Annotated in this window: 22 protein-coding genes; 21 read left to right on the top strand and 1 reads right to left on the bottom strand. The window is 65.1% G+C overall.

Features of this window, described 5'->3' with window-relative positions; all coding sequences use genetic code 11:
• From EEB15_RS21130 to EEB15_RS21210, 17 genes are read left to right on the top strand one after another with little or no spacing between them, the layout of a single operon-like run.
• Positions 1-372 carry an NADH-quinone oxidoreductase subunit A gene (locus EEB15_RS21130; protein WP_141511862.1) on the top strand — a complete coding sequence of 124 codons (372 nt, stop codon included), beginning with the start codon at positions 1-3 and terminating at the stop codon, positions 370-372.
• A 31-nt stretch (positions 373-403) separates the two neighbouring features.
• On the top strand, positions 404-883 hold the full coding sequence (locus EEB15_RS21135) for an NADH-quinone oxidoreductase subunit B family protein (protein ID WP_141511863.1): 480 nt from the start codon (positions 404-406) through the stop codon (positions 881-883).
• Positions 884-888: 5 nt separating this feature from the next.
• Positions 889-1506, top strand: a complete 618-nt coding sequence (locus EEB15_RS21140; protein WP_141511912.1) for an NADH-quinone oxidoreductase subunit C — start codon at positions 889-891, stop codon at positions 1504-1506.
• Position 1507: 1 nt separating this feature from the next.
• Positions 1508-2761 carry an NADH-quinone oxidoreductase subunit D gene (locus EEB15_RS21145; RefSeq protein ID WP_141511911.1) on the top strand — a complete coding sequence of 418 codons (1254 nt, stop codon included), beginning with the start codon at positions 1508-1510 and terminating at the stop codon, positions 2759-2761.
• On the top strand, positions 2758-3246 hold the full coding sequence (gene nuoE / locus EEB15_RS21150; protein WP_141511864.1) for an NADH-quinone oxidoreductase subunit NuoE: 489 nt from the start codon (positions 2758-2760) through the stop codon (positions 3244-3246). Before EEB15_RS21145 ends, nuoE begins: the two co-directional genes overlap by 4 nt.
• The gene (nuoF, locus tag EEB15_RS21155) at positions 3243-4652 is read left to right on the top strand and encodes an NADH-quinone oxidoreductase subunit NuoF (RefSeq protein WP_141511865.1); all 1410 of its coding nucleotides are present in this window, start codon (positions 3243-3245) and stop codon (positions 4650-4652) included. Before nuoE ends, nuoF begins: the two co-directional genes overlap by 4 nt.
• Positions 4649-6799 carry an NADH-quinone oxidoreductase subunit NuoG gene (nuoG, locus tag EEB15_RS21160; protein WP_141511866.1) on the top strand — a complete coding sequence of 717 codons (2151 nt, stop codon included), beginning with the start codon at positions 4649-4651 and terminating at the stop codon, positions 6797-6799. The genes nuoF and nuoG overlap by 4 nt, the downstream gene beginning before the upstream one ends.
• Positions 6796-7872, top strand: a complete 1077-nt coding sequence (gene nuoH, locus EEB15_RS21165; protein WP_141511867.1) for an NADH-quinone oxidoreductase subunit NuoH — start codon at positions 6796-6798, stop codon at positions 7870-7872. Before nuoG ends, nuoH begins: the two co-directional genes overlap by 4 nt.
• 2 nt (positions 7873-7874) lie before the next feature.
• Entirely contained in the window at positions 7875-8384 is a 510-nt protein-coding gene (nuoI, locus tag EEB15_RS21170) for an NADH-quinone oxidoreductase subunit NuoI (protein ID WP_141511868.1), read from the top strand.
• A gap of 22 nt (positions 8385-8406) precedes the next feature.
• Positions 8407-9060: an NADH-quinone oxidoreductase subunit J gene (locus EEB15_RS21175; RefSeq protein ID WP_141511869.1), complete on the top strand. Its 654-nt coding sequence runs from the start codon at positions 8407-8409 to the stop codon at positions 9058-9060.
• Positions 9057-9365, top strand: coding sequence for an NADH-quinone oxidoreductase subunit NuoK (gene nuoK / locus EEB15_RS21180; RefSeq protein ID WP_048439385.1), 309 nt, complete (start codon positions 9057-9059; stop codon positions 9363-9365). Before EEB15_RS21175 ends, nuoK begins: the two co-directional genes overlap by 4 nt.
• A 16-nt stretch (positions 9366-9381) precedes the next feature.
• On the top strand, positions 9382-11439 hold the full coding sequence (gene nuoL / locus EEB15_RS21185) for an NADH-quinone oxidoreductase subunit L (RefSeq protein WP_141511870.1): 2058 nt from the start codon (positions 9382-9384) through the stop codon (positions 11437-11439).
• An 18-nt stretch (positions 11440-11457) separates the two neighbouring features.
• Positions 11458-12930 carry an NADH-quinone oxidoreductase subunit M gene (locus EEB15_RS21190; protein ID WP_141511871.1) on the top strand — a complete coding sequence of 491 codons (1473 nt, stop codon included), beginning with the start codon at positions 11458-11460 and terminating at the stop codon, positions 12928-12930.
• Between the two features lie 22 nt (positions 12931-12952).
• On the top strand, positions 12953-14440 hold the full coding sequence (gene nuoN, locus EEB15_RS21195) for an NADH-quinone oxidoreductase subunit NuoN (protein ID WP_141511872.1): 1488 nt from the start codon (positions 12953-12955) through the stop codon (positions 14438-14440).
• Between the two features lie 18 nt (positions 14441-14458).
• Complete coding sequence (locus EEB15_RS21200) at positions 14459-14764, top strand: DUF2818 family protein (RefSeq protein ID WP_141511913.1); 306 nt, start codon at positions 14459-14461, stop codon at positions 14762-14764.
• 4 nt (positions 14765-14768) lie between these two features.
• Entirely contained in the window at positions 14769-15341 is a 573-nt protein-coding gene (locus tag EEB15_RS21205; RefSeq protein ID WP_141511873.1) for an NUDIX domain-containing protein, read from the top strand.
• 8 nt (positions 15342-15349) lie between these two features.
• Positions 15350-15787 carry a DUF1178 family protein gene (locus tag EEB15_RS21210; RefSeq protein ID WP_141511874.1) on the top strand — a complete coding sequence of 146 codons (438 nt, stop codon included), beginning with the start codon at positions 15350-15352 and terminating at the stop codon, positions 15785-15787.
• Between the two features lie 5 nt (positions 15788-15792).
• Here the strand turns inward: EEB15_RS21210 and EEB15_RS21215 are convergent, their stop codons facing one another.
• A complete protein-coding gene (locus tag EEB15_RS21215) occupies positions 15793-17571 on the bottom strand; it encodes an ABC transporter transmembrane domain-containing protein (protein ID WP_141511875.1) in 1779 nt (592 codons plus the stop codon).
• A gap of 122 nt (positions 17572-17693) precedes the next feature.
• On the opposite strand from EEB15_RS21215, the gene EEB15_RS21220 reads away from it, so the two are divergent.
• Genes EEB15_RS21220 through EEB15_RS21235 form a run of 4 tightly spaced genes read left to right on the top strand, consistent with a single transcriptional unit; the run spans position 17694 to position 22515 of the window.
• Positions 17694-18191 (top strand): MarR family winged helix-turn-helix transcriptional regulator, encoded by a 498-nt coding sequence (locus tag EEB15_RS21220; RefSeq protein WP_233259567.1) that lies wholly within the window; start codon positions 17694-17696, stop codon positions 18189-18191.
• 44 nt (positions 18192-18235) lie between these two features.
• Entirely contained in the window at positions 18236-19624 is a 1389-nt protein-coding gene (locus EEB15_RS21225) for an efflux transporter outer membrane subunit (protein ID WP_141511915.1), read from the top strand.
• Positions 19625-19639: 15 nt separating this feature from the next.
• Positions 19640-20947 (top strand): efflux RND transporter periplasmic adaptor subunit, encoded by a 1308-nt coding sequence (locus EEB15_RS21230; RefSeq protein ID WP_141511877.1) that lies wholly within the window; start codon positions 19640-19642, stop codon positions 20945-20947.
• A 2-nt stretch (positions 20948-20949) separates the two neighbouring features.
• Positions 20950-22515 carry a DHA2 family efflux MFS transporter permease subunit gene (locus EEB15_RS21235; protein ID WP_141511878.1) on the top strand — a complete coding sequence of 522 codons (1566 nt, stop codon included), beginning with the start codon at positions 20950-20952 and terminating at the stop codon, positions 22513-22515.
• Positions 22516-22609 lie beyond the last annotated feature (94 nt).

The following is a 22609-nucleotide window of genomic DNA, read 5'->3' on the forward strand; positions in this document are numbered from 1 at the left end:
ATGAACTTAGACCAGTACCTCCCTGTCCTCCTGTTCATCCTTGTCGGCGTTGCGGTCGGCGTCCTGCCCCAGGTGCTGGGCTGGGCCTTCAGCAGCCTGATGGGCTTCCAGAAGCCTGACGCGGCAAAGAACTCCCCCTATGAATGCGGCTTCGAAGCTTTCGAAGACGCGCGCATGAAGTTCGACGTGCGCTACTACCTGGTCGCGATCCTCTTCATCCTGTTCGACCTGGAAATCGCTTTCCTCTTCCCCTGGGCGGTCGCCCTGAAGGAAATCGGCCCCGCCGGCTTCTGGGCCATGATGGTCTTTCTGGCCATCCTCGTCGTGGGCTTCGTGTACGAATGGAAAAAGGGCGCGCTCGACTGGGAGTGATCCCGCTGCTCGCGCACCCCAAGGAATAACTATGGCCAACGAAGGCATTCTCGAAAAGGGCATGGTCACCACGACCGTGGACTCGGTCGTCAACTGGGCCAAGACCGGCTCGCTCTGGCCGATGACGTTCGGCCTGGCGTGCTGCGCGGTGGAGATGATGCACGCCGGTGCGGCGCGCTACGACATCGACCGCTTCGGCATGCTGTTTCGCCCCAGCCCCCGTCAGTCCGACCTGATGATCGTCGCCGGCACGCTGTGCAACAAGATGGCGCCGGCGCTGCGCAAGGTGTATGACCAGATGCCGGAGCCGCGCTGGGTCCTCTCCATGGGCTCGTGCGCCAATGGCGGCGGCTACTACCACTACAGCTATTCGGTGGTCCGCGGCTGCGACCGCATCGTGCCGGTCGACGTGTACGTGCCGGGCTGCCCGCCCACGGCGGAAGCCTTGCTCTACGGGATCATCCAGCTGCAGCAAAAGATCCGCCGCACGCAAACCATTGCCAGGGCATGAACGACATGCCGCTGAACACCCCCTTCGCCGTCAAGCCCGAAGAGCTCAAGGAAGTGCTCGCGTCCACGCTGGGCGCCCTGGCCAAGAGCGTCGAGCTGCGCCTGGGCGAGCTCACCGTCACGGTGGCCGCTGCCGACTACCTGGCCGCCGCCCAGCTGTTGCGCGACGCGCCCGGCTGCCAGTTCGAACAGCTGCTCGACCTGTGCGGGCTCGATTACTCCGAGTGGGGCGACGGCCGCTGGGAGGGCGCGCGTTTCTGCGTGGCCAGCCACCTGCTGTCCGTCAGCCTGAACCAGCGCGTGCGCCTGAAGGTGTTCGCCCCCGATGACGAGCTGCCGGTCGTGGATTCGCTCACCGGCCTCTGGAGCTCGGCCAACTGGTTCGAGCGCGAGGCGTTCGACCTGTACGGCATCGTCTTCGAAGGCCACGCCGACCTGCGCCGCATCCTCACCGACTACGGCTTCATCGGCCACCCGTTCCGCAAGGACTTCCCGGTGTCGGGCCACGTCGAGATGCGCTACGACCCGGAACGCCAGCGCGTCATTTACCAGCCCGTGACGATCGAGCCGCGAGAGATCACGCCGCGGATCATCCGCGAAGAGAACTATGGGGGCCTGCACTGAGATGGCCGAGATCAAGAACTACACCCTCAACTTCGGTCCGCAGCACCCGGCGGCGCACGGCGTGCTGCGTCTGGTGCTCGAACTGGACGGCGAAGTGATCCAGCGCGCCGACCCGCACATCGGCCTCTTGCACCGCGCCACCGAAAAGCTCGCCGAAACGCGCACCTACATCCAGTCGCTGCCCTACATGGACCGGCTGGATTACGTGTCGATGATGTGCAACGAGCACGCCTACTGCCTGGCCATCGAGAAGATGATGGGCCTGGAAGTGCCGGTTCGCGCGCAATACATCCGCGTGATGTTCTCCGAGATCACGCGGCTGATGAACCACCTGCTGTGGCTGGGCGCGCACGGGCTGGACTGCGGCGCGATGAACATCCTCATCTACTGCTTCCGCGAGCGCGAAGACCTGTTTGACATGTACGAGGCTGTCTCCGGCGCGCGCATGCACGCGGCGTATTTCCGCCCGGGCGGTGTCTACCGCGACCTGCCCGACAGCATGCCGCAGTACAAGGTCAACAAGATCCGCAACGAACGCGCGATCAAGCGGCTCAACGAGAACCGCACAGGTTCGCTGCTTGACTTCATCGAAGATTTCACCAAGCGCTTCCCCCACTACGTGGACGAATACGAGACGCTGCTTACCGACAACCGCATCTGGAAGCAGCGCACCGTCGGCATCGGCGTGGTGACGCCGGAGCGCGCGCTGAACCTGGGCTTCACCGGCCCCATGCTGCGCGGCTCGGGCATCGCGTGGGATCTGCGCAAGAAGCAGCCGTACGACGTGTACGAGCACATGGACTTCGACATCCCCGTCGGCAAGACGGGTGACTGCTACGACCGCTACCTGGTGCGCGTGCAGGAAATGCGCGAGTCCAACCGCATCATCAAGCAGTGCGTCGATTGGCTGCGTGCCAACCCCGGCCCCGTGATCACCGACAACCACAAGGTGGCCGCGCCCGACCGCGAGTCGATGAAGGCCAACATGGAAGAGCTGATCCACCACTTCAAGCTCTTCTCCGAAGGCTTCCGCGTCCCGGCCGGCGAGGCGTACGCGGCGGTGGAGCACCCGAAGGGCGAGTTCGGCATCTACATCGTGAGCGACGGCGCCAACAAGCCTTACCGCCTGAAGATCCGTCCGCCGGGCTTTCCCCACCTGGCCGCCCTTGACGAGATGGGCCGCGGCCACATGATCGCCGACGCCGTCGCGATCATCGGCACCATGGACATCGTGTTCGGAGAGATTGACCGATGATTTCTGAATCGACAAAAGCGCTCTTCGACAAGGAAGTCGCGAAGTACCCGCCCGAGCAGAAGCAGTCGGCCGTGATGGCCCTGCTGGCCATCGTGCAGAAGGAAGAGGGCTGGGTCAGCCGCGACAGCGAGAACATCGTCGCGGAATACCTGGGCATGGCGCCTATCGCCGTGCACGAGGTCACGACCTTCTACAACATGTACAACCAGAAGCCGGTGGGCAAGTACAAGCTCAACGTCTGTACCAACCTGCCGTGCCAGCTGCGCGACGGCGCGCGTGCGCTGCGCCATCTGGAGCATCGCCTCGGCATCGCGATGGGCGAGACCACGCGCGATGGCATGTTCACCCTGCAGCAATCCGAATGCCTGGGCGCCTGCGCCGATTCGCCGGTGATGCTGGTGAACGACCGCACGATGTGCAGCTTCATGAGCGACGACAAGCTCGACCAGCTGATCGATGGTTTGAAGAAGGCGGAGCAAGCATGAACGCCGATCAAGTGCTGGCGCAATTCCAGGCCACGGGCGTGCAAACGTGCTTCCATGGCCGCCACATCAACCCGCAGATCTATGCGGATCTCGATGGCACCAACTGGCGCCTGAAGGACTATGAATCGCGCGGCGGCTATCAGGCCTTGCGCAAGATCCTGACCGAAGTGAACGCCGAGGGCGTTGTCGGCCTCACGCAAGACCAGGTGATCGCCACCGTCAAGGAATCGGCGCTGCGCGGCCGCGGCGGCGCGGGCTTTCCCACCGGCCTGAAGTGGAGCTTCATGCCCCGCCAGTTCCCGGGTCAGAAGTACCTGGTGTGCAACTCCGACGAAGGCGAGCCGGGCACCTGCAAGGACCGCGACATCCTGCAGTTCAACCCGCACATCGTCATCGAAGGCATGATCATCGCGGCCTACGCGATGGGCATCAACGTAGGCTACAACTACATCCACGGCGAGATTTTCGAGACCTACGACCGCTTCGAGGAAGCGCTGGAAGAGGCGAGGGCGGCGGGCTATCTGGGCGACAAGATCCTGGGCTCCAACTACTCGTTCCAGCTGCACGCGGCCCACGGCTTCGGCGCCTACATCTGCGGCGAAGAAACCGCGCTGCTTGAATCGCTCGAAGGCAAGAAGGGCCAGCCGCGCTTCAAGCCGCCGTTCCCGGCCAGCTTCGGCCTGTACGGCAAGCCGACCACCATCAACAACACCGAAACCTTCGCGGCGGTGCCCTGGATCATCCGCAATGGCGGCCAGGCCTACCTGGAGTGTGGCAAGCCGAACAACGGCGGCACGAAGATCTACTCGGTCTCCGGCGACGTGGAGCTGCCCGGCAACTACGAAGTGCCGCTGGGCACGCCGTTCACCAAGCTGCTGGAGCTCGCCGGCGGTGTGCGCAAGGGCCGCAAGCTCAAGGCGGTGATCCCCGGCGGATCGTCGGCGCCGGTGCTGCCGGCCGACATCATGAACACCTGCACGATGGACTACGACTCCATCGCCAAGGCCGGCTCCATGCTGGGCTCGGGCGCCGTCATCGTGATGGACGACTCGCGCGACATGGTGGAGTCACTGCTGCGCCTGTCGTACTTCTACATGCACGAATCGTGCGGCCAATGCACGCCTTGCCGCGAAGGCACGGGCTGGCTCTGGCGCGTGGTGGACCGCATCCACCATGGCCATGGCAAGCCGAGCGACATGGACCTGCTGAACTCGGTAGCCGACAACATCCAGGGCCGCACCATCTGCGCCCTGGGCGACGCGGCGGCGATGCCCGTGCGCGCAATGATCAAGCACTTCCGCCACGAGTTCGAAGCCAAGATTAACAAAGCTGTCGCCGGGGCAGCCCTCACCCCGGCCCTCTCCCAAGGGGAGAGGGTGAGAACAGAAGCGCGGAGCGCTCCATGATAGAGATTGAACTCGACGGCCAGAAGGTACAGATCACCGAAGGCAGCATGATCATGCATGCGGCCGACAAGGCGGGCACGTACATCCCGCACTTCTGCTATCACAAGAAGCTGTCCATCGCGGCCAACTGCCGCATGTGCCTGGTCGACGTGGAAAAAGCGCCGAAGCCGATGCCGGCCTGCGCGACGCCTGTCACCAACGGCATGATCGTCCGCACGAAGAGCGACAAGGCCCTGAAGGCCCAGCAGTCGGTGATGGAGTTCCTGCTGATCAACCATCCGCTGGACTGCCCGATCTGCGACCAGGGCGGCGAATGCCAGCTGCAAGACCTGGCCGTGGGCTACGGCGGTTCTTCCTCGCGCTACGAGGAAGAAAAGCGCGTCGTGCTGCACAAGGACGTCGGCCCGCTGATCTCGATGGAAGAGATGAGCCGCTGCATCCATTGCACCCGCTGCGTGCGCTTCGGCCAGGAAGTGGGCGGCGTAATGGAACTGGGCATGATCCATCGCGGCGAGCACTCCGAAATCACGACGGTGCTGGGTGACACGGTCGATTCCGAAGTGTCCGGCAACATGATCGACCTGTGCCCGGTGGGCGCGCTTACCAGCAAACCGTTCCGCTACCAGGCCCGCCCCTGGGAGCTGTCGCGCCGCAAGTCGGTGAGTCCGCACGATTCGACCGGTGCCAACCTGATCGTCCAGGTCAAGAACAACAAGGTCCTGCGCGTCCTGCCCTTCGAGAACGACGAAGTCAACGAGTGCTGGATCGCCGACCGCGACCGCTTCTCGTATGAAGCGCTGAACGAAGCAGACCGCCTGACCCAGCCCATGCTCAAGCAGGGCGGCGAGTGGAAGACGGTCGACTGGCAGACGGCGCTGGAATACGTGGCGAACGGGTTGAAGCAGATCAAGACCGATCACGGCGCCAAGAGCATCGGCGCCCTGGTCAGCCCCCACAGCACGGTCGAGGAGTTGTTCCTGGCTGGCGCGCTGGTGCGCGGCCTGGGCAGCGAGAGCATCGACTACCGCCTGCGCAACGCGGAATTTGCGAAGCACGACGGCGTCCGTTGGCTCGGCACCTCCGTCGCGTCGTTGTCGAATCTGCAGCGCGCCTTGGTCGTCGGTTCCAACCTCCGCAAGGACCATCCGCTGTTTGCGCTGCGCCTGCGCGCGGCAACGCGCAAGGGCGCGGCGGTATCGGTGATCCACGATGTGAAGAACGATTGGGCCATGTCCATTGCTTCTTCCGTGATCACGCCCGCGTCGAACTGGGCGCAGGCTCTGGCCGACGTGGCCGCCGCAGTCGCAACAGAGAAGGGCGCTTCCGCGCCCGCGCAAGGCAACGCGACCGACGCCGCCAAGGCCATCGCCAAGTCGCTGCTGGGCGGCGAGCGCAAGGCCATCCTGCTGGGCAACGCCGCGGCACACCACGCCAACGCGTCGGGCCTGCTCGCCCTCGCCAACTGGATCGGCGAGCAGACCGGTGCGACGGTCGGCTTCCTCACCGAAGCCGCCAACACTGTCGGCGCTCAACTCGTGAACGCCATGCCCGGTGCTGGCGGCCTGAACGCACAGCAGATGCTGGGCGGTGCCCTCAAGGCCGCCATCCTGCTGAACACCGAACCCGAATTCGACTCTGCCGCCGGCATGAAAGCAGCCGCTGCGCTGGGTCAGGCCGAGATGGTCGTGACGCTCAGCCCGTTCAAGGCCAACCTGGAATTCAGCGACGTGCTGCTGCCGATCGCGCCTTTCACCGAAACACCCGGCACCTTCGTCAACGCCGAGGGCCGCGTCCAGGGTTTCCACGCGGTCGTCAAGCCCTTGGGCGAGGCGCGTCCGTGCTGGAAGGTGCTGCGCGTGCTTGCCAACATGCTTGGCTTGCCCGGCTTCGCCCACGAATCGGCGCAAGAGGTTCTGGTCGCTGCTCGCGGTGCGCAAGACGTCAAGGCCAGCCATGTCCAGGGCAACCTGTTGAACAACGCAACGTCGGTGGCTGTGAACGTATCAGCTCAGGCCGGCCAACCAGTGACCGCCGCGATCTACCAACTCGACGGCATCGTGCGCCGAGCGCCTTCTCTCCAGCTCACGGCCGATGCGCGTGCTGCCGTGGTGCAAGACGCGCAAGCGCGTGAAGGAGTGCCGGCATGATCGACCAGATCTGGGGCTTCGGCAACGGCCTCATCAACGCCGGCTGGTGGACAGCTGCCGCCTGGCCGGTGGCGTGGACGCTGATCAAGATCATCGTCGTGGTCGCGCCGCTGATGGGTGCTGTCGCCTACCTCACGCTGTGGGAACGCAAGGCCATCGGCTTCACGCAGATTCGCGTCGGCCCCAACCGCATCGGACCCATGGGGCTGTTACAGCCGATCGCTGATGCGCTCAAGCTGCTGACCAAGGAAATCATCCTGCCCACGGTGGCCAACAAGGGCCTGTTCTACCTGGGCCCGATCATGACCATCATGCCGGCCCTGGCCGCATGGGCCGTGATCCCGTTCGGCCCGGACGTCGCGCTGGCCAACATCAACGCCGGCCTGCTGTTCCTGATGGCGATCACCTCGATGGAGGTCTACGGCGTCATCATCGCCGGCTGGGCGTCCAACTCCAAGTACGCCTTCCTGGGCGCGCTGCGCGCTTCGGCGCAGATGGTCAGCTATGAGATCGCCATGGGCTTCTGCCTGGTGGTGGTGCTGATGGTGTCGGGCAGCCTGAACATGACCGACATCGTGATGAGCCAGGCCAAGGGCACCGGCACGTCGATGGGGCTCAACTTCCTGTCGTGGCACTGGCTTCCGCTGTTGCCGATCTTCGTCGTCTATTTCGTCTCCGGCCTGGCCGAGACCAACCGCCATCCGTTCGACGTGGTGGAAGGCGAGTCGGAAATCGTCGCGGGCCACATGATCGAGTACTCGGGCATGAGCTTCGCCATGTTCTTCCTGGCCGAGTACGCCAACATGTGGTTGGTCGCGATCTTGGCCGTCCTCATGTTCCTGGGCGGCTGGCTGCCCCCGTTCGAGTTCCTGTCGTTCATCCCCGGCTGGATCTGGCTGGGCATCAAGACCTTCATGGTCGTCACCATGTTCCTGTGGGTGCGCTCCACCTTCCCGCGCTACCGCTATGACCAGATCATGCGCCTGGGCTGGAAGATCTTCATCCCGGTCACGCTGGTGTGGCTGGTGTTGATCGCCGCCATCATGCAAACCCCCTACAACCCCTGGAAATGACCATGGCAGCTGTAGCCGCATCCAATTTCTCGCTCAAGGACTTCCTGGGCAGCTTCATGCTGTTCGAGTTGTTCAAGGGCCTGGCCATCACCGGCAAGTACGCGTTCAGCCGCAAGATCACCGTGCAGTTCCCGGAAGAAAAGACGCCGCTGTCGCCGCGCTTTCGCGGCCTGCACGCGCTGCGCCGCTACGAGAACGGCGAAGAGCGCTGCATCGCCTGCAAGCTGTGCGAGGCCGTGTGCCCCGCGCTCGCCATCACGATCGAATCCGACCAGCGCGCCGACGGCACGCGTCGCACCACGCGCTACGACATCGACCTGACGAAGTGCATCTTCTGCGGCTTCTGCGAGGAAAGCTGCCCGGTCGACTCCATCGTCGAGACCCACATCCTCGAATACCACGGCGAAAAGCGCGGCGACCTGTACTTCACCAAAGAGATGCTGCTGGCCGTGGGCGACCGCTACGAGCCCGAGATCGCCGCGGCCAAGGCGGCCGACGCCAAATACCGCTGAACGCGCGGAAAAGAAACAACCCATGGATATCCGAACCGGCTTCTTCTACCTGTTCTCCGCGGTCCTGCTGTTCGCGGCGTTCCGCGTCATCACCGCGCGCAACCCGGTCTATGCCGCGCTGTACCTGGTGCTGGCGTTCTTCCAGGCGGCGGCCGTGTGGATCCTGCTCAAGGCGGAATTCCTCGCCATCTCGCTGGTGCTGGTCTACGTCGGCGCCGTGATGGTGCTGTTTCTCTTCGTCGTGATGATGCTGGACATCAACGTCGACAGCCTGAGGGCCGGATTCTGGAAGCACTTCCCGGTCGCGGCCACCGTGGGATCGCTGATCGCGTTGGAAATGGCCGCCGTGCTGATGGGCGGTTTCCGCCTGGGCGAAGAACCCCGTGTCGTGCCGATGCCCGCGCCGGGCGCGATCCCGATTTCCAACACCAAGGAGCTGGGCAAGCTGCTGTACAGCCAGTACCTGTACCCGCTGGAAATTGCCGCGGTCATCCTGCTGGTTGCCATCATCGCGGCCATCGCGCTCACGCTGCGTCAGCGCAAGGACAGCAAGCACACCGATCCGTCGCAGCAGGTGCGCGTGAAGGCCGCCGACCGGTTGCAGATCATCAAGCTGCCACCGACGATCGCCGAACCCGAGCCGCAGCCCGTGGCCGCCGTGGAGACCAAGGCATGACGCTCACCCTCGGACATTTCCTCTCGCTCGGCGCGATGCTGTTCGCGCTGTCGGTGATCGGCATCTTCCTGAACCGCCGCAACCTGATCGTGCTGCTGATGGCCATCGAGCTGATGCTCCTGGCCGTGAACATGAACTTCGTCGCGTTCTCGTACTACCTGAACGACATGCACGGCCAGGTCTTCGTGTTCTTCATCCTGACGGTGGCGGCGGCGGAGTCGGCCATCGGCCTGGCCATCCTGGTGCTGCTGTTCCGCAACAAATCGAACATCAACGTCGACGAGCTCAACACCCTCAAGGGCTGAGCCGGACCACAACAACATGAGCCAGACCCTCAACGCTTCAACCCTGCTCGTCGTCCCGCTGGCCCCGCTGGCCGGCGCTGCGCTGGCCGGCATCTTCGGCACCACGTTCGGCGGCAACTGGATCGGCCGGCGCCTGTCGCACACGCTGTGCATCCTGGGCGTGTTCGTGGCCTTCGTGATCTCCGCGATGACGCTCAAGAGCGTGGCGGTGGACGGTGCACGCTTCAACCAGACCATTTATGAGTGGATGGTGATCGGCGGCCTGAAGATGGAAGTGGGCTTCCTCGTCGACGGCCTCACCGCGATGATGATGTGCGTGGTGACCTTCGTGTCGCTGATGGTCCACATCTACACCATCGGCTACATGGAAGAAGACGACGGCTACAACCGCTTCTTCGCCTACATCTCGCTCTTCACGTTCTCGATGCTGATGCTCGTGATGAGCAACAACTTCCTGCAGCTGTTCTTCGGCTGGGAGGCGGTGGGCCTGGTGTCGTACCTGCTGATCGGCTTCTGGTTCAACAAGCCGACGGCGATCTTCGCCAACATGAAGGCCTTCCTGGTCAACCGCGTCGGCGACTTCGGTTTCATCCTGGGCATCGGCCTGATCGTGGCCTTTGCCGGCACGCTGAGCTACGCCGAAACCTTCGCCAAGGCCGGCGAACTGGCCAAGATGACCCTGCCGCACACCGGCTGGATGCTGATCACCGCCATCTGCATTTGCCTGTTCGTCGGCGCGATGGGCAAGAGCGCGCAGTTCCCGCTGCACGTCTGGCTGCCCGATTCGATGGAAGGCCCGACGCCGATCTCCGCGCTGATCCACGCCGCCACCATGGTGACGGCCGGCATCTTCATGGTCGCGCGCATGTCGCCGCTGTTCGAGTTGAGCGACGTGGCTTTGTCGTTCATCCTGGTGGTTGGCGCGATCACCGCGCTCTTCATGGGTTTCCTGGGCATCATCCAGAACGACATCAAGCGCGTGGTGGCGTACTCGACCCTGTCGCAGCTGGGCTACATGACGGTGGCGCTCGGCGCGTCGGCTTATTCCGTCGCGGTGTTCCACCTGATGACGCACGCGTTCTTCAAGGCGCTGCTGTTCCTTGCGGCCGGCTCGGTGATCATCGGCATGCACCACAACCAGGACATCCGCTGGATGGGCAACGTGCGCAAGTACATGCCGATCACCTGGATCACGTCGCTGCTGGGGTCCCTCGCGTTGATCGGCACGCCGCTGTTCGCCGGCTTCTATTCCAAGGACTCGATCATCGAGGCGGTGCACTTCAGCACGCTGCCGGGCGCGGGCTTCGCGCATTTCGCCGTGCTGGCCGGTGTGTTCGTGACGGCGTTCTATTCGTTCCGCATGTACTTCCTGGTGTTCCACGGCAAGGAGCGGTTCGACCAGAACCCCGACGCGCATCACCACGACGCCCACGACGAGCCCGATCCGCACCATCATCACGACGACCACGGCACGCCGCACGAGTCGCCGTGGGTGGTGACGGCACCGCTGCTGCTGCTGGCATTCCCGTCGGTGGTGATCGGCTTCCTGGCCATCGGCCCGATGCTGTACGGCGACCTGCTGAAGGATTCGATCTTCGTCAACAGCGAACTGCACCCGGCCATGGCGAAGCTCGCCGCGGAGTTCCACGGCCCGGCCCAGATGGCGTTGCACGGCCTCATGACTGCACCGTTCTGGCTTGCGCTGGCTGGTGTGGTGGCGGCCTGGTACATGTACCTGGTAAAGCCGGAGTTGCCCGCCGCGATCAAGGCGCGCGTGATGCCGCTGTACACGCTGCTGGACAACAAGTACTACATGGATTGGTTCAACGAGAACGTGCTGGCCCGTGGGGCGCGCCTCCTGGGCCTCGGCCTCTGGAAGGGCGGCGACCAGGCCATCATCGACGGCGCCATGGTCAACGGCAGCGCGCGCGGCGTGGCGTGGGTGGCCGGCGTGGTGCGCTGGTTCCAGACCGGCTACATCTACCACTACGCGTTCGCGATGATCGTCGGCGTGTTTTTGCTCATCACCTACTTCATCAGCTGGCCGCAGCTGATGGAATGGGTCAAGCGTTAAGTTGAAAGAAGAACAAAAATGGGTTTGCTGAGTCTCGCGATCTGGACGCCGATCTTCTTCGGCGCCGTGTTGCTGGCCCTCGGGCGGGACGACCAGGCACGCACGGTGCGCTGGATCGCGCTGATCGGCGCCGTCGTCAGCCTGCTGGTCACGCTGCCGCTGTACTCGCGCTTCGACGTTGCCAGCTCGGCGATGCAGTTCGTCGAGAAGGCGCCGTGGATCGACCGGTTCAACGTCAATTACCACCTGGGCGTCGACGGTATCTCCTTCTGGTTCATCCTGCTCACCGCCTTCATCAACCTGGTGGTGGTGATCTCCGCCTGGGAAGTGATCACCGAGCGCGTCAACCAGTACATGGGCGCGTTCCTCATCCTGTCGGGCCTGATGATCGGCGTCTTCTGCGCACTCGATGGCATCCTGTTCTACGTGTTCTTCGAGGCAACGCTGATTCCGATGTACCTGATCATCGGCATCTGGGGCGGGCCCAACAAGATCTACGCGGCGTTCAAGTTCTTCCTGTACACGCTGCTCGGCTCGCTCTTGATGCTGGTCGCGCTGGTCTACCTGTACACCAAGTCCGGCGGTAGCTTCGACATCCTGACGTGGCACAAGCTGCCCTTGAGCCTGCAAGCACAGACCTTCCTGTTCTTCGCGTTCTTCGCGGCGTTCGCCGTCAAGGTGCCGATGTGGCCGGTCCACACCTGGCTGCCCGACGTGCACGTCGAGGCGCCCACCGGCGGCTCCGCCGTGCTGGCAGCGATCATGCTGAAGCTGGGCGCGTACGGCTTCCTGCGTTTCTCGATGCCGATCGCACCCGACGCCTCGCACGAATGGGCCTGGTTCATGATCGCGTTGTCGCTGATCGCCGTGGTCTACGTGGGCCTGGTGGCGATGGTGCAGCAGGACATGAAGAAGCTGGTGGCGTATTCGTCGGTGGCGCACATGGGCTTCGTCACGCTCGGCTTCTTCATCTTCAACGACCTGGGTGTGGCCGGCGGCATCGTGCAGATGATCGCCCACGGTTTCGTCTCGGGCGCGATGTTCCTTTGCATCGGCGTGCTGTACGACCGTGTTCACTCGCGGCAGATCGCCAGCTACGGCGGCGTGGTCAACACCATGCCCAACTTCACGGCGTTCGCACTGCTGTTCGCCATGGCCAACTGCGGCCTGCCGGCCACCGCCGGTTTCGTCGGTGAGTGGATGGTGATCCTGGGTGCCGTCAAGGCCAACTTCTGGCTCGGCTTCGCTGCGTCGTCGGCGCTGATTTTCGGCGCTGCCTACACGCTCTGGATGTTCAAGCGCGTCTACCTCGGCCCGGTGGCGAACGACGACGTGCGCGGGCTGACCGACATCAACAGCCGCGAATTCCTGATGCTCAGCATGCTGGCCATCGCGGTGCTGGTGATGGGCATCTATCCGAAGCCCTTCACCGATGTCATGAACACCTCGGTGGCGGACTTCCTCAAGCACGTGGCCACGTCCAAACTCTAAGAACGCGGGCTGGACAAAACAAATGACAGAAAAATACAACTGGATCACCGTCTACCCGGAGATCGTGCTGCTGTTCATGGCCTGCCTGATCGCCATGATCGACCTAGGCGTCAAGTCGCCGCGCCGCACACTGACCTATGTGCTCACCCTGGCGACACTGGGCGTCGTGGCCTTCATGCAGGCGATGTACGCGGCCGGCGGCCTGACGCTTTACGGCTTCGGCAACATGGTGGTCAGCGATCCCATGGGCAACCTGCTCAAGCTGTTCGCCACCCTCGCGATGATGGTCTGCCTGGTCTACGGGCGGCCCTACGCCGCCGACCGCGGCATGCTGCTCGGCGGCGAGATGTTCACGCTGGCGATGTTCTCGCTGCTGGGCATCTTCGTCATGATCTCGGGCAGCAATTTCCTGGTGATCTATCTCGGCCTCGAATTGCTGACGCTCTGCAGCTATGCGCTGGTCGCACTGCGCCGCGATCACGCCACTTCCACGGAAGCGGCCATGAAGTATTTCGTGCTGGGCGCCATGGCAAGCGGCTTCCTGCTCTATGGCCTCTCCATGCTGTATGGCGCGACCGGTTCGTTGGACATCGGCACGGTCTTCAAGATCGTGAGTTCGGGCCAGGTCAAGCATCAAGTGCTGGTGTTCGGCCTGGTGTTCATCGTGGCCGGACTGGCCTTCAAGCTCGGCGCGGCGCCGTTCCACATGTGGGTGCCCGACGTCTATCAGGGCGCGCCGACCTCCGTCACCATCATGATCGGCAGCGCGCCGGAACTGGCCGCCTTCGCGATCTGCGTGCGCCTGCTCATCGAAGGCATGATGCCCATCGCGGTCGAGTGGCAGCAGATGCTGGCCGTCCTCGCGATCGGCTCGCTGCTCATCGGCAACCTGGCCGCCATTGCGCAGACCAACCTCAAGCGCATGCTGGCCTATTCGACCATCGCGCAGATGGGCTTCGTGCTGCTGGGCCTCATGTCGGGCTGGGTCAACGGCAATTCGCTCACGGCGGCCAACGCGTACAGCTCGGCGATGTTCTACATCATCACCTACGTGCTGACCACGCTGGCCACCTTCGGCATCATCCTGTTGCTGGCGCGTGAAGGCTTCGAGAGCGAGGAGATCGCCGACCTGGCGGGCCTGAACCAGCGCAGCCCGCTCTACGCCGGCGTCATGGCCGTGTGCTTGTTCTCGCTGGCCGGCGTGCCGCCGCTGGTGGGCTTCTATGCCAAGCTGGCCGTGCTGCAGGCGCTGGTCGCGTCGGGGCAGGGCATGTACATCGCGCTGGCGGTGTTCGCCGTGATGATGTCGCTGATCGGCTCCTTCTACTACCTGCGCGTCGTCAAGGTCATGTACTTCGACCAGCCCATCACGGCGACGACGGTGTCCGCACCGATCGACGTGCGCTTCGTGCTCACCATCAACGGCGCACTGGTGCTGATTCTCGGCATTGTCCCCGGCGGCCTGCTGACGCTGTGCAAGGACGCGATCGTCAAGACGCTCGCCACCTAGCGGCGGGGCACGAGGATGCTGTCCCAAACCGCGTCCGTCTGGATCGTGATCGTGGTCGCCTTCGCGGCGGCCAACCTCCCTTTCTTGAACGAGAATCTGCTTGGCGTCGTGCCGATGCGGCGAGGCAAGTCACTGGCCGTGCGCGTTGGCGAGTTGGTGCTGCTGTACTTCGTCGTTGGCGGCCTCGGGCTGTTGCTGGAGCAACGCGCCGGCCAGATCGCACCGCAGGGCTGGGAGTTCTATGCGGTGACAGGCGCGCTCTTCATCACTTTCGCGTTTCCCGGCTTCACGTGGCGCTATCTGCGCCGCCATCACGTGCGCTGACGCCATGGCGGACGACAGCCACCTGATCGAGACAAAGGTCGCGAGCCAGGAAATCCTGAAGGGGCGCTTTCTTCACGCCTTCCGCGACACGGTGCGGCTGCCGGACGGCACGGAGACGACGCGGGAATACGTCATCCACCCCGGCGCGGTGATGGTGATCCCCATGCTCGACGACGGGCGCCTCGTGCTGGAGCGCCAGTTCCGCTATCCGATGGGCGCCGTGATGATCGAATTTCCCGCGGGCAAGCTCGACCCGGGCGAGGACCGCCTGGCCTGTGCGAAACGCGAGCTGCTTGAAGAGACTGGCTACACCGCCGCCGAATGGGCGCGCGCCGGGGTGCTGAACCCTGTCATTTCCTACTCGACCGAGTTCATCGAAGTCTGGTTCGCGCGTGGCTTGAACCAGGGCCAGGCGGCGCTCGACGCCGGCGAGTTTCTGGAAGTGTTCGCCGCGACGCCGGCCGAGCTGCTGGCGTGGTGCCGCGATGGCCGCGTGACGGACGCCAAGACCTTGACCGGTGCCCTCTGGCTGCAGAACGTCCTGTCGGGCGAATGGGTATTGGACTGGCGTTCATAATAAATGCCATGAAGGTCCTCAACCTCCAGTGCTCGCACACCCACAGCTTCGAAGGCTGGTTCGCCTCCGAGGATGAATTCCAGTCGCAGCTCGCCCGCGGCCTGGTCGAATGCCCGTTGTGCAGCGACAACCAGGTGACCAAGATGCTCAGCGCTCCGCGCCTGAATCTGGGTGCCGTCGAGCCTGCCGCCAAGCAGGATGTGGTCAGCATGCCTGACGCTTCCCTGCAGGCCGCGTGGATGAAGATGGTGCGCCACGTGATGGCGAATACCGACGACGTCGGCGAGCGGTTCGCCGAAGAGGCTCGCCGCATCCACTACGGCGAAACCGAAGAGCGGAGCATCCGCGGCCAAGCGTCGCGCGAAGAAACCGAGGCGCTGATCGAGGAGGGCATCGGGGTGCTGCCGCTGCCGATTCCCGATGCGCTCAAGGGCCCGCTGCAGTAGAGCGCTCAATCCATGAACTGCAGCGCCGCCAGCCGCGCATAAACCCCGTCGGCCGCCACCAACGACTCGTGCGTTCCCTGTTCGACGATCTTCCCGTGATCGAGCACGATGATGCGGTCGGCCTGCTGCACGGTGGCCAGGCGGTGCGCAATGACCAGGGTGGTGCGATCGCGCATCGCGGACTCCAGCGCGGCCTGCACCATCCGCTCGCTCTCCGCGTCCAGCGCGCTGGTGGCTTCGTCCAGCAGCAGCAGCGGCGGATTCTTCAGCATGGCCCGCGCGATCGCGATGCGCTGGCGCTGGCCGCCTGAAAGCCGCACCCCGCGCTCGCCCAGGAAAGTCGCGTAGCCTTCGGGCAACGCCATGATGAAGTCATGCGCGAAGGCGGCCTTGGCGGCGGCCATGACTTCCGTGTCGCTCGCGCCGGGCTTGCCGTAGCGGATGTTCTCCATCGCGCTGCTGGAGAAGACCACGGCGTCCTGCGGCACGATGCCGATGCGTTGGCGCAGGTCGTGCAACGCCAGGTCGCGCGTGGCCACGCCGTCCAGCAGGATGCGGCCCTGCATCGGGTCATAGAAGCGCAGCAGCATCTGGAACACCGTGCTCTTGCCGGCGCCGCTGGGGCCGACCAGGGCGACGGTTTCGCCCGGCGCGATGGCCAGGCTGAAGTCCTTCAGCGCGGCCGTTGCGGGACGCGACGGGTAGTGGAACGTGATCGCTTCGAACGCGACGGCGCTGCCGCCTTGCGACACGCGGCCCGCCACCGGCTGCGCGGGCGAAGTGACCGGCGAGCGGCTGTCCAGCAATTCCATCAGCCGCTCCGTTGCGCCCGCCGCGCGCAGCAAGTCCCCGTAGACCTCGCCCAGCACGGCGACCGCGCCCGCCAGGATGATCACGTAGACCACGGTTTCGCCCAGGTGTCCGGCCGTAATGCGGCCGGCCATCACCGCCTGCGTGCCCTGGTACAGGCCCCACAGCAGGGCGGCGCTGGTGGCGATGATGATGAACGCGATCAGGAATGCGCGGGCACCGCTGCGGCGCACGGCGGTTGCGAATGCATCCGCGGTCGACGCATCGAATCGAGCCGCTTCACGCGACTCCGCCGTGTAGCTCTGGACCACCGGGATGGCGTTCAGCACCTCGGCGGCGATCGCGCTGGAGTCGGCGACACGGTCCTGGCTGGCGCGCGAGAGGCGCCGCACTCGCCGGCCGAACCACGCACTGGGCAGCACGACGACGACCAGGATGCCCAGCACCTGAGTCATCACGTACGGGTTGGTCCACACCAGCATGCCCAGTGCGCCGACGCCCATCACGGCGTTGCGCAAGCCCATGCTGAGCGACGAGCCGACGACGGTTTGCACGAGTGTCGTGTCGGTCGTCAGCCGCGACAACACTTCGCCGGTTTGCGTGGTCTCGAAGAATTCCGGGCTCTGCTCCAGCACGTGGGCGTACACCGCGTTGCGCAGGTCTGCAGTCACACGCTCGCCGAGCCAACTGACCATGTAGAAGCGGGCTGCGGAGAAAACACCGAGCGCCATCGCCACGCCGAACAGTTCCACAAAGTGCTCGCGCAAGGCCATTAGCTGCGTGCCCTTGTCGGCTGTGGCCAGACCCCCGTCGATCAAGCCGCGCAGCGCAACCGGAAACAATAGCGTCGCTGCAGCGGCCAGCACCAGGAACAGGACGGCGACTCCGATGCGCCCGCGGTACGGGCGAAGGAACGGAAGCAGGCCCGACAGCGAGCGCGGGTTGCCTTTGGAAGTGGGAGAGGAGGCCGCCATGGCCCTAGTGTACTCAACCATTGCCCCTGCAAAGACAGCCTTGACAATATTTGTCTAGGCAACTAATATTTCGCTACATGACAGCAAAAACCATTCCGTCGCGAGCGACGTCGCGGGTGCGCATGACGGCCCGTCAGGCGGCCCCGCCGGCGTTCTACAAGGCGGACAACTACCGGCCGGACGAGAGCGTCGGCTACCTCATGCGGCGAATCCTGAGCGCCGTGTCGCTAGAGGTCGAGCGGGAGCTCGAGCCCAGCGGCCTGACAAACGCGCAGTGGATTCCGCTGCTCAAGCTCTACATGGGGGATGCGTCCACGGCGGCCGAACTGGCGCGCGAGTGCATGCTCGACGCGGGCGCGATGACGCGCCTGCTGGACCGGTTGGAATCCAAGGGCCTGGTACGCCGCGTGCGTTCCAGTGAAGACCGCCGCGTCGTCAACCTCGAGCTGACCGACCAAGGCCGCGCTGCCGCCAAGCAGATCCCGGCCACGCTTTGCAATGTGCAGAACGCGCACATGCGCGGCTTCACCGTCGACGAGTGGCAGATGCTCAAAGGCATGCTGCGCCGCATCCTGGACAACGCGCTTGCGATCCAGGCCGAAAGGGAAGGACAAAAGTGAGAATCGGATCTTCCGGCCCGCGCGTCGCTGCGCTGGCCGCAGCGATGGCATTGGCGGGCTGCGCCAACATGTCGGGCATCGAGCCGCAGGCGGTGGTGCGCGATTCAAACTCGGTGGGACTGGTTGCCGGCCAGGGCCCTGCGTTCGCGCCGGCCGCGCAGTGGTGGCGCGACTTCGGCGATGCGCAACTCGACCAGTTGGTCGAACAGGCCTTGCAGGGCAACCCCAATCTCAAGCTGGCCCAGGCGCGCCTGCGCCGCGCGCAAGCCGTGACGGAAGTTGCCGATGCCGCGCAACTGCCGCAGGTCAACGGCTCGCTCGACCTCACGCGCCAGCGCTACACCGCCAATGGCGCGGTGCCGCCGCCGCTCGCAGGCGCGATCCGCAATAGTGGCACGCTGCAGTTGTCGGCCAGCTGGGAGCTGGACTTCTTCGGCAAGAACCAGGCGGCACTCGACTCGGCATTGGGCGCCATGCGGGCCGCGCAAGCCGATGCCGAAGCCGCGCGCGTTCTTCTTGCCAGCAATATGGTACGCGCCTACCTGCAACTGGCCCGTGTCAATGACCAGCTCACCGTGGCCAACCGCACGCTGGCGCAGCGCAGCGAGTCGCTGGGCCTGGTGCGCGACCGTGTGCGGGCCGGGCTGGACACGCAGCTCGAGCTGCACCAGAGCGAAGGCGCCTTGCCCGAAGCGCGGCAGCAGGTCGAGGCGTTGCAGGAACAAGCGGCGCTGGCGCAGCACGCGCTGGCGGCATTGACGGGGCAAGGCAACAGGCAGGTCGTAGGCAAGCAGCCTTCGCTCGCCGCGCTGAAGGCCGTCGCTGCGCCCACGCAATTGCCGATGGACCTGCTGGGCCAGCGCGCCGACATCGCCGCCGCGCGTGCGCGCATCGAAGCGGCCGGCTACGACGTGAAGAACGCCAAGGCGCAGTTCTATCCCAACATCAACCTGGTGGCATTCGCCGGCTTGTCGAGCATCGGCCTGGGACGGTTGATCGAGACCGGCAGCGAACAGTGGGGCGCCGGCCCAGCGATCCGCCTGCCGATCTTCGAAGGTGGGCGACTGCGCGCCAACCTGCGCGGCAAGACGGCCGACCTGGACGCCGCGGTCGAAAGCTACAACGCCGCCGTGCTCGACGCCATCCACGATGCCGCCGACCAGATCGCCTCGGGCCGGTCGATTTCACGCCAGCAAGCCGAGCAGCGCGACGCGCAAGCGGCGGCCGAGAGCGCCTACCAGATCTCGCTGCAGCGCTACAAGGCCGGCCTCGGGACTTACCTCAATGTGCTCGCCGCCGAAACGGCCGTCCTCAACCAACGCCGGCTGGGCGTCGACCTGGCCGCGCGAGCGCTCGACGCACAAGTGGCGCTGATCCGCGCCTTCGGCGGCGGTTACCGCGCGCCGTCCGTGGCCACCACGGCCTCGAAATGAATCCAGGGAAAAACAATCGTGAGCAACGAACAACAGCAATCCGCGCCCGCCGCGCCGGCGGGCAACCCGCGCCGCCGGAAGGCGCTCACAGCCATCGCCGCCGTGGTCGGCGTGGCCGGCCTCGGTTGGGGCGCCTATGAGTGGCTCGTCGCCAGCCACTACGAGTCCACCGACAACGCCTACGTGCAGGGTAACGTCATCCAGATCACACCGCAGGTCGGCGGCACGGTGATGGCGATCTTCGCGGACGACACCGACTTCGTGAAGGCGGGCCAGCCGCTGGTCAAGCTCGACCCGGCCGACGCCGCCGTGGCGCTGGAGCAGGCCGAAGCCAACCTCGCGCAGACGGTGCGACAGGTGCGCACGCTCTACGCCAACAACGGGTCACTGGCGGCGCAGGTCAAACTGCGCGAAGCCGACATCGGCAAAGCGCAATCGGAAGTGGCGCGCGCCAACGACGACCTGAACCGCCGGCAATCGCTGGTGGGCAATGGCGCGGTGTCGCGTGAAGAGCTCAATCACGCGACGACGCAATTGAACAACGCGCGCAGCACGCTCGATTCGGCGCAGGCCGGCGTCGTGGCCGCCCGCGAACAGCTCGCCAGCAACCAGGCCATGACCGATGGCACCACGGTCGACCAGCACCCCAGTGTGCAGGCGGCCGCGGCCAAGGTGCGCGAAGCCTGGCTGGCCTCGCAGCGCGCCGCGCTGACGGCGCCGGTCGACGGTTACGTCGCCAAGCGCACGGTGCAGCTCGGCCAGCGCGTCACCGCCGGCTCGCCGATGATGTCGCTCATTCCCCTCAACCAGGTCTGGGTCGACGCCAACTTCAAGGAAGTGCAATTGCGCAAGATCCGTCTGGGCCAACCCGTGAAGCTCACGGCCGACCTGTACGGCAAGAAGGTGGAATACAAGGGTACGGTCGCCGGCCTCGGAGCGGGCACGGGCGCGGCCTTCGCGCTGCTGCCGGCGCAGAACGCCACCGGCAACTGGATCAAGGTGGTGCAGCGCGTGCCGGTGCGCGTGGCGCTCGATCCGCAGCAGGTGGCGACGAATCCGCTGCGCGTCGGGTTGTCGATGGACGCGGAAGTGGACGTGACCAACCAGGACGGCAAGACGCTGGCCGACGCGCCGCGCACCACGCCGGTGGCACTGGCCCATGTCTACAGCGCCGGCGACAGCGGGGCGGATGCCGAAGTGCGCCGGGTGATCGCAGCCAACCTCGGCCGCGGGCAAACGGCCACGCTCGGTAACGGCAATGGAAGTGGCGCAGCGCCGAAGGCAGTCGCCAAGGCCGTCCCGGCGAATACTTCGACGCACTGACCATGGCGAGCAACCTCCCGTTGCAGCCGCAGCCGCTGGAAGGGGCCGCACGCGTCTGGGGCACGATCGCGCTGTCGGCGGCCACGTTCATGAACGTGCTCGACACCTCGATCGCCAACGTGTCCTTGCCCGCGATCGCCGGCGACCTGGGCGTCAGCCCCAACCAGGGCACGTGGGTCATCACCAGTTTCGCCGTGGCCAATGCGATTGCCGTGCCGCTCACCGGCTGGCTGTCGCAGCGGTTCGGGCAAGTGCGCCTGTTCGTCGGCAGCGTCATCCTGTTCGTCATCGCCTCGTGGCTGTGCGGCCTGGCGCCCAACATGGCGACGCTGATCGCGTTCCGTGCGCTGCAGGGCTTCGTCGCCGGGCCGATGATCCCGTTGTCGCAGTCGCTGCTGCTCTCCAGCTATCCGAGAGCGCTGGCGGGGCTGGCGATGGGCATGTGGGCCATCACGACGCTGGTGGCCCCCGTGATGGGGCCGCTGCTGGGCGGCTGGATCACCGACCACGTCAACTGGCCCTGGATCTTCTACATCAACATTCCCGTGGGCGTGATCGCGGCGCTGTCGTCGTGGGCCATCTATCGCAAGCGCGAGAGTGCGATCCGCAAACTGCCGATCGACAAGGTCGGCCTGGGCCTCTTGGTGCTGTGGATCGGTGCGCTGCAGATCATGCTGGACATCGGCAAGGAGCATGACTGGTTCGCGTCGGGCTTGGTCGTCGGGCTGGGCGTGGTGGCCGCGGTCGGCTTCGCGCTGTTCATCGCGTGGGAGCTGACCGACGAGCATCCCGTCGTTGACCTGCGGCTGTTCGCCATGCGCAATTTCTGGGCGGGCACGCTGGCCACCGCCATCGGTTATGGCCTGTTCTTCGGCAACCTGGTCCTGCTGCCGCTCTGGTTGCAGCAGTACATGGGCTACACCGCGACCGATGCGGGCATGATCCTCGCGCCGGTCGGCTTGTTCGCCATCATCCTGTCGCCGATTGTCGGCAAGACGATCACCAAGGTCGATCCGCGGAAGTTCGCGACTTTCGCCTTCCTGGTGTTCGCGCTGGTGCTGTGGATGCGTTCGCACTTCAGCACGCAGGCGGACTTCACCACGCTGATGATCCCGACGCTGGTCCAGGGCATTGCCATGGCGTTCTTCTTCATCCCGCTGGTGACGATCACACTGTCGGGCCTCTCGCCCGACCGCATTCCCGCGGCATCGGGCCTCAGCAACTTCGCGCGGATCACCGCGGGTGCTTTCGGGACTTCGATCGCCACCACGCTGTGGGAGAGCCGTGCGGCCTTGCATCATTCGCAGCTCGCGGAGGCGGTGAACCCCGGCAGACCCGCCGCGCAAGCCGCGCTCTCAGGCCTCGCCGCCAGCGGCCTCACCCCCGAACAGGCGCTCGGCCAGATCAATCGGCTCGTCGATCAACAAGCCTTCATGCTGGCAGCGAACGATATCTTCTACATCTCGGCGCTGCTGTTCCTGACGTTGATTCCGCTGGTGTGGCTGAGCCATCCTTTGCCGGCGCAGGGCGGCGGTGGCGGACGTGAAGCGGCGGCTGGCGCGCACTGAACGTCGAGAAGGTGGGCGGGATCGGGGCGGCGGGGCGCTCTGCGCTGCGAATGTCCCCCGTCGCGGCAAGCCGCTCCCTCCTCCTTTATTTCGC

Source organism: Ramlibacter sp. WS9 (assembly GCF_003797765.1).
GTDB lineage: Bacteria > Pseudomonadota > Gammaproteobacteria > Burkholderiales > Burkholderiaceae_C > Ramlibacter.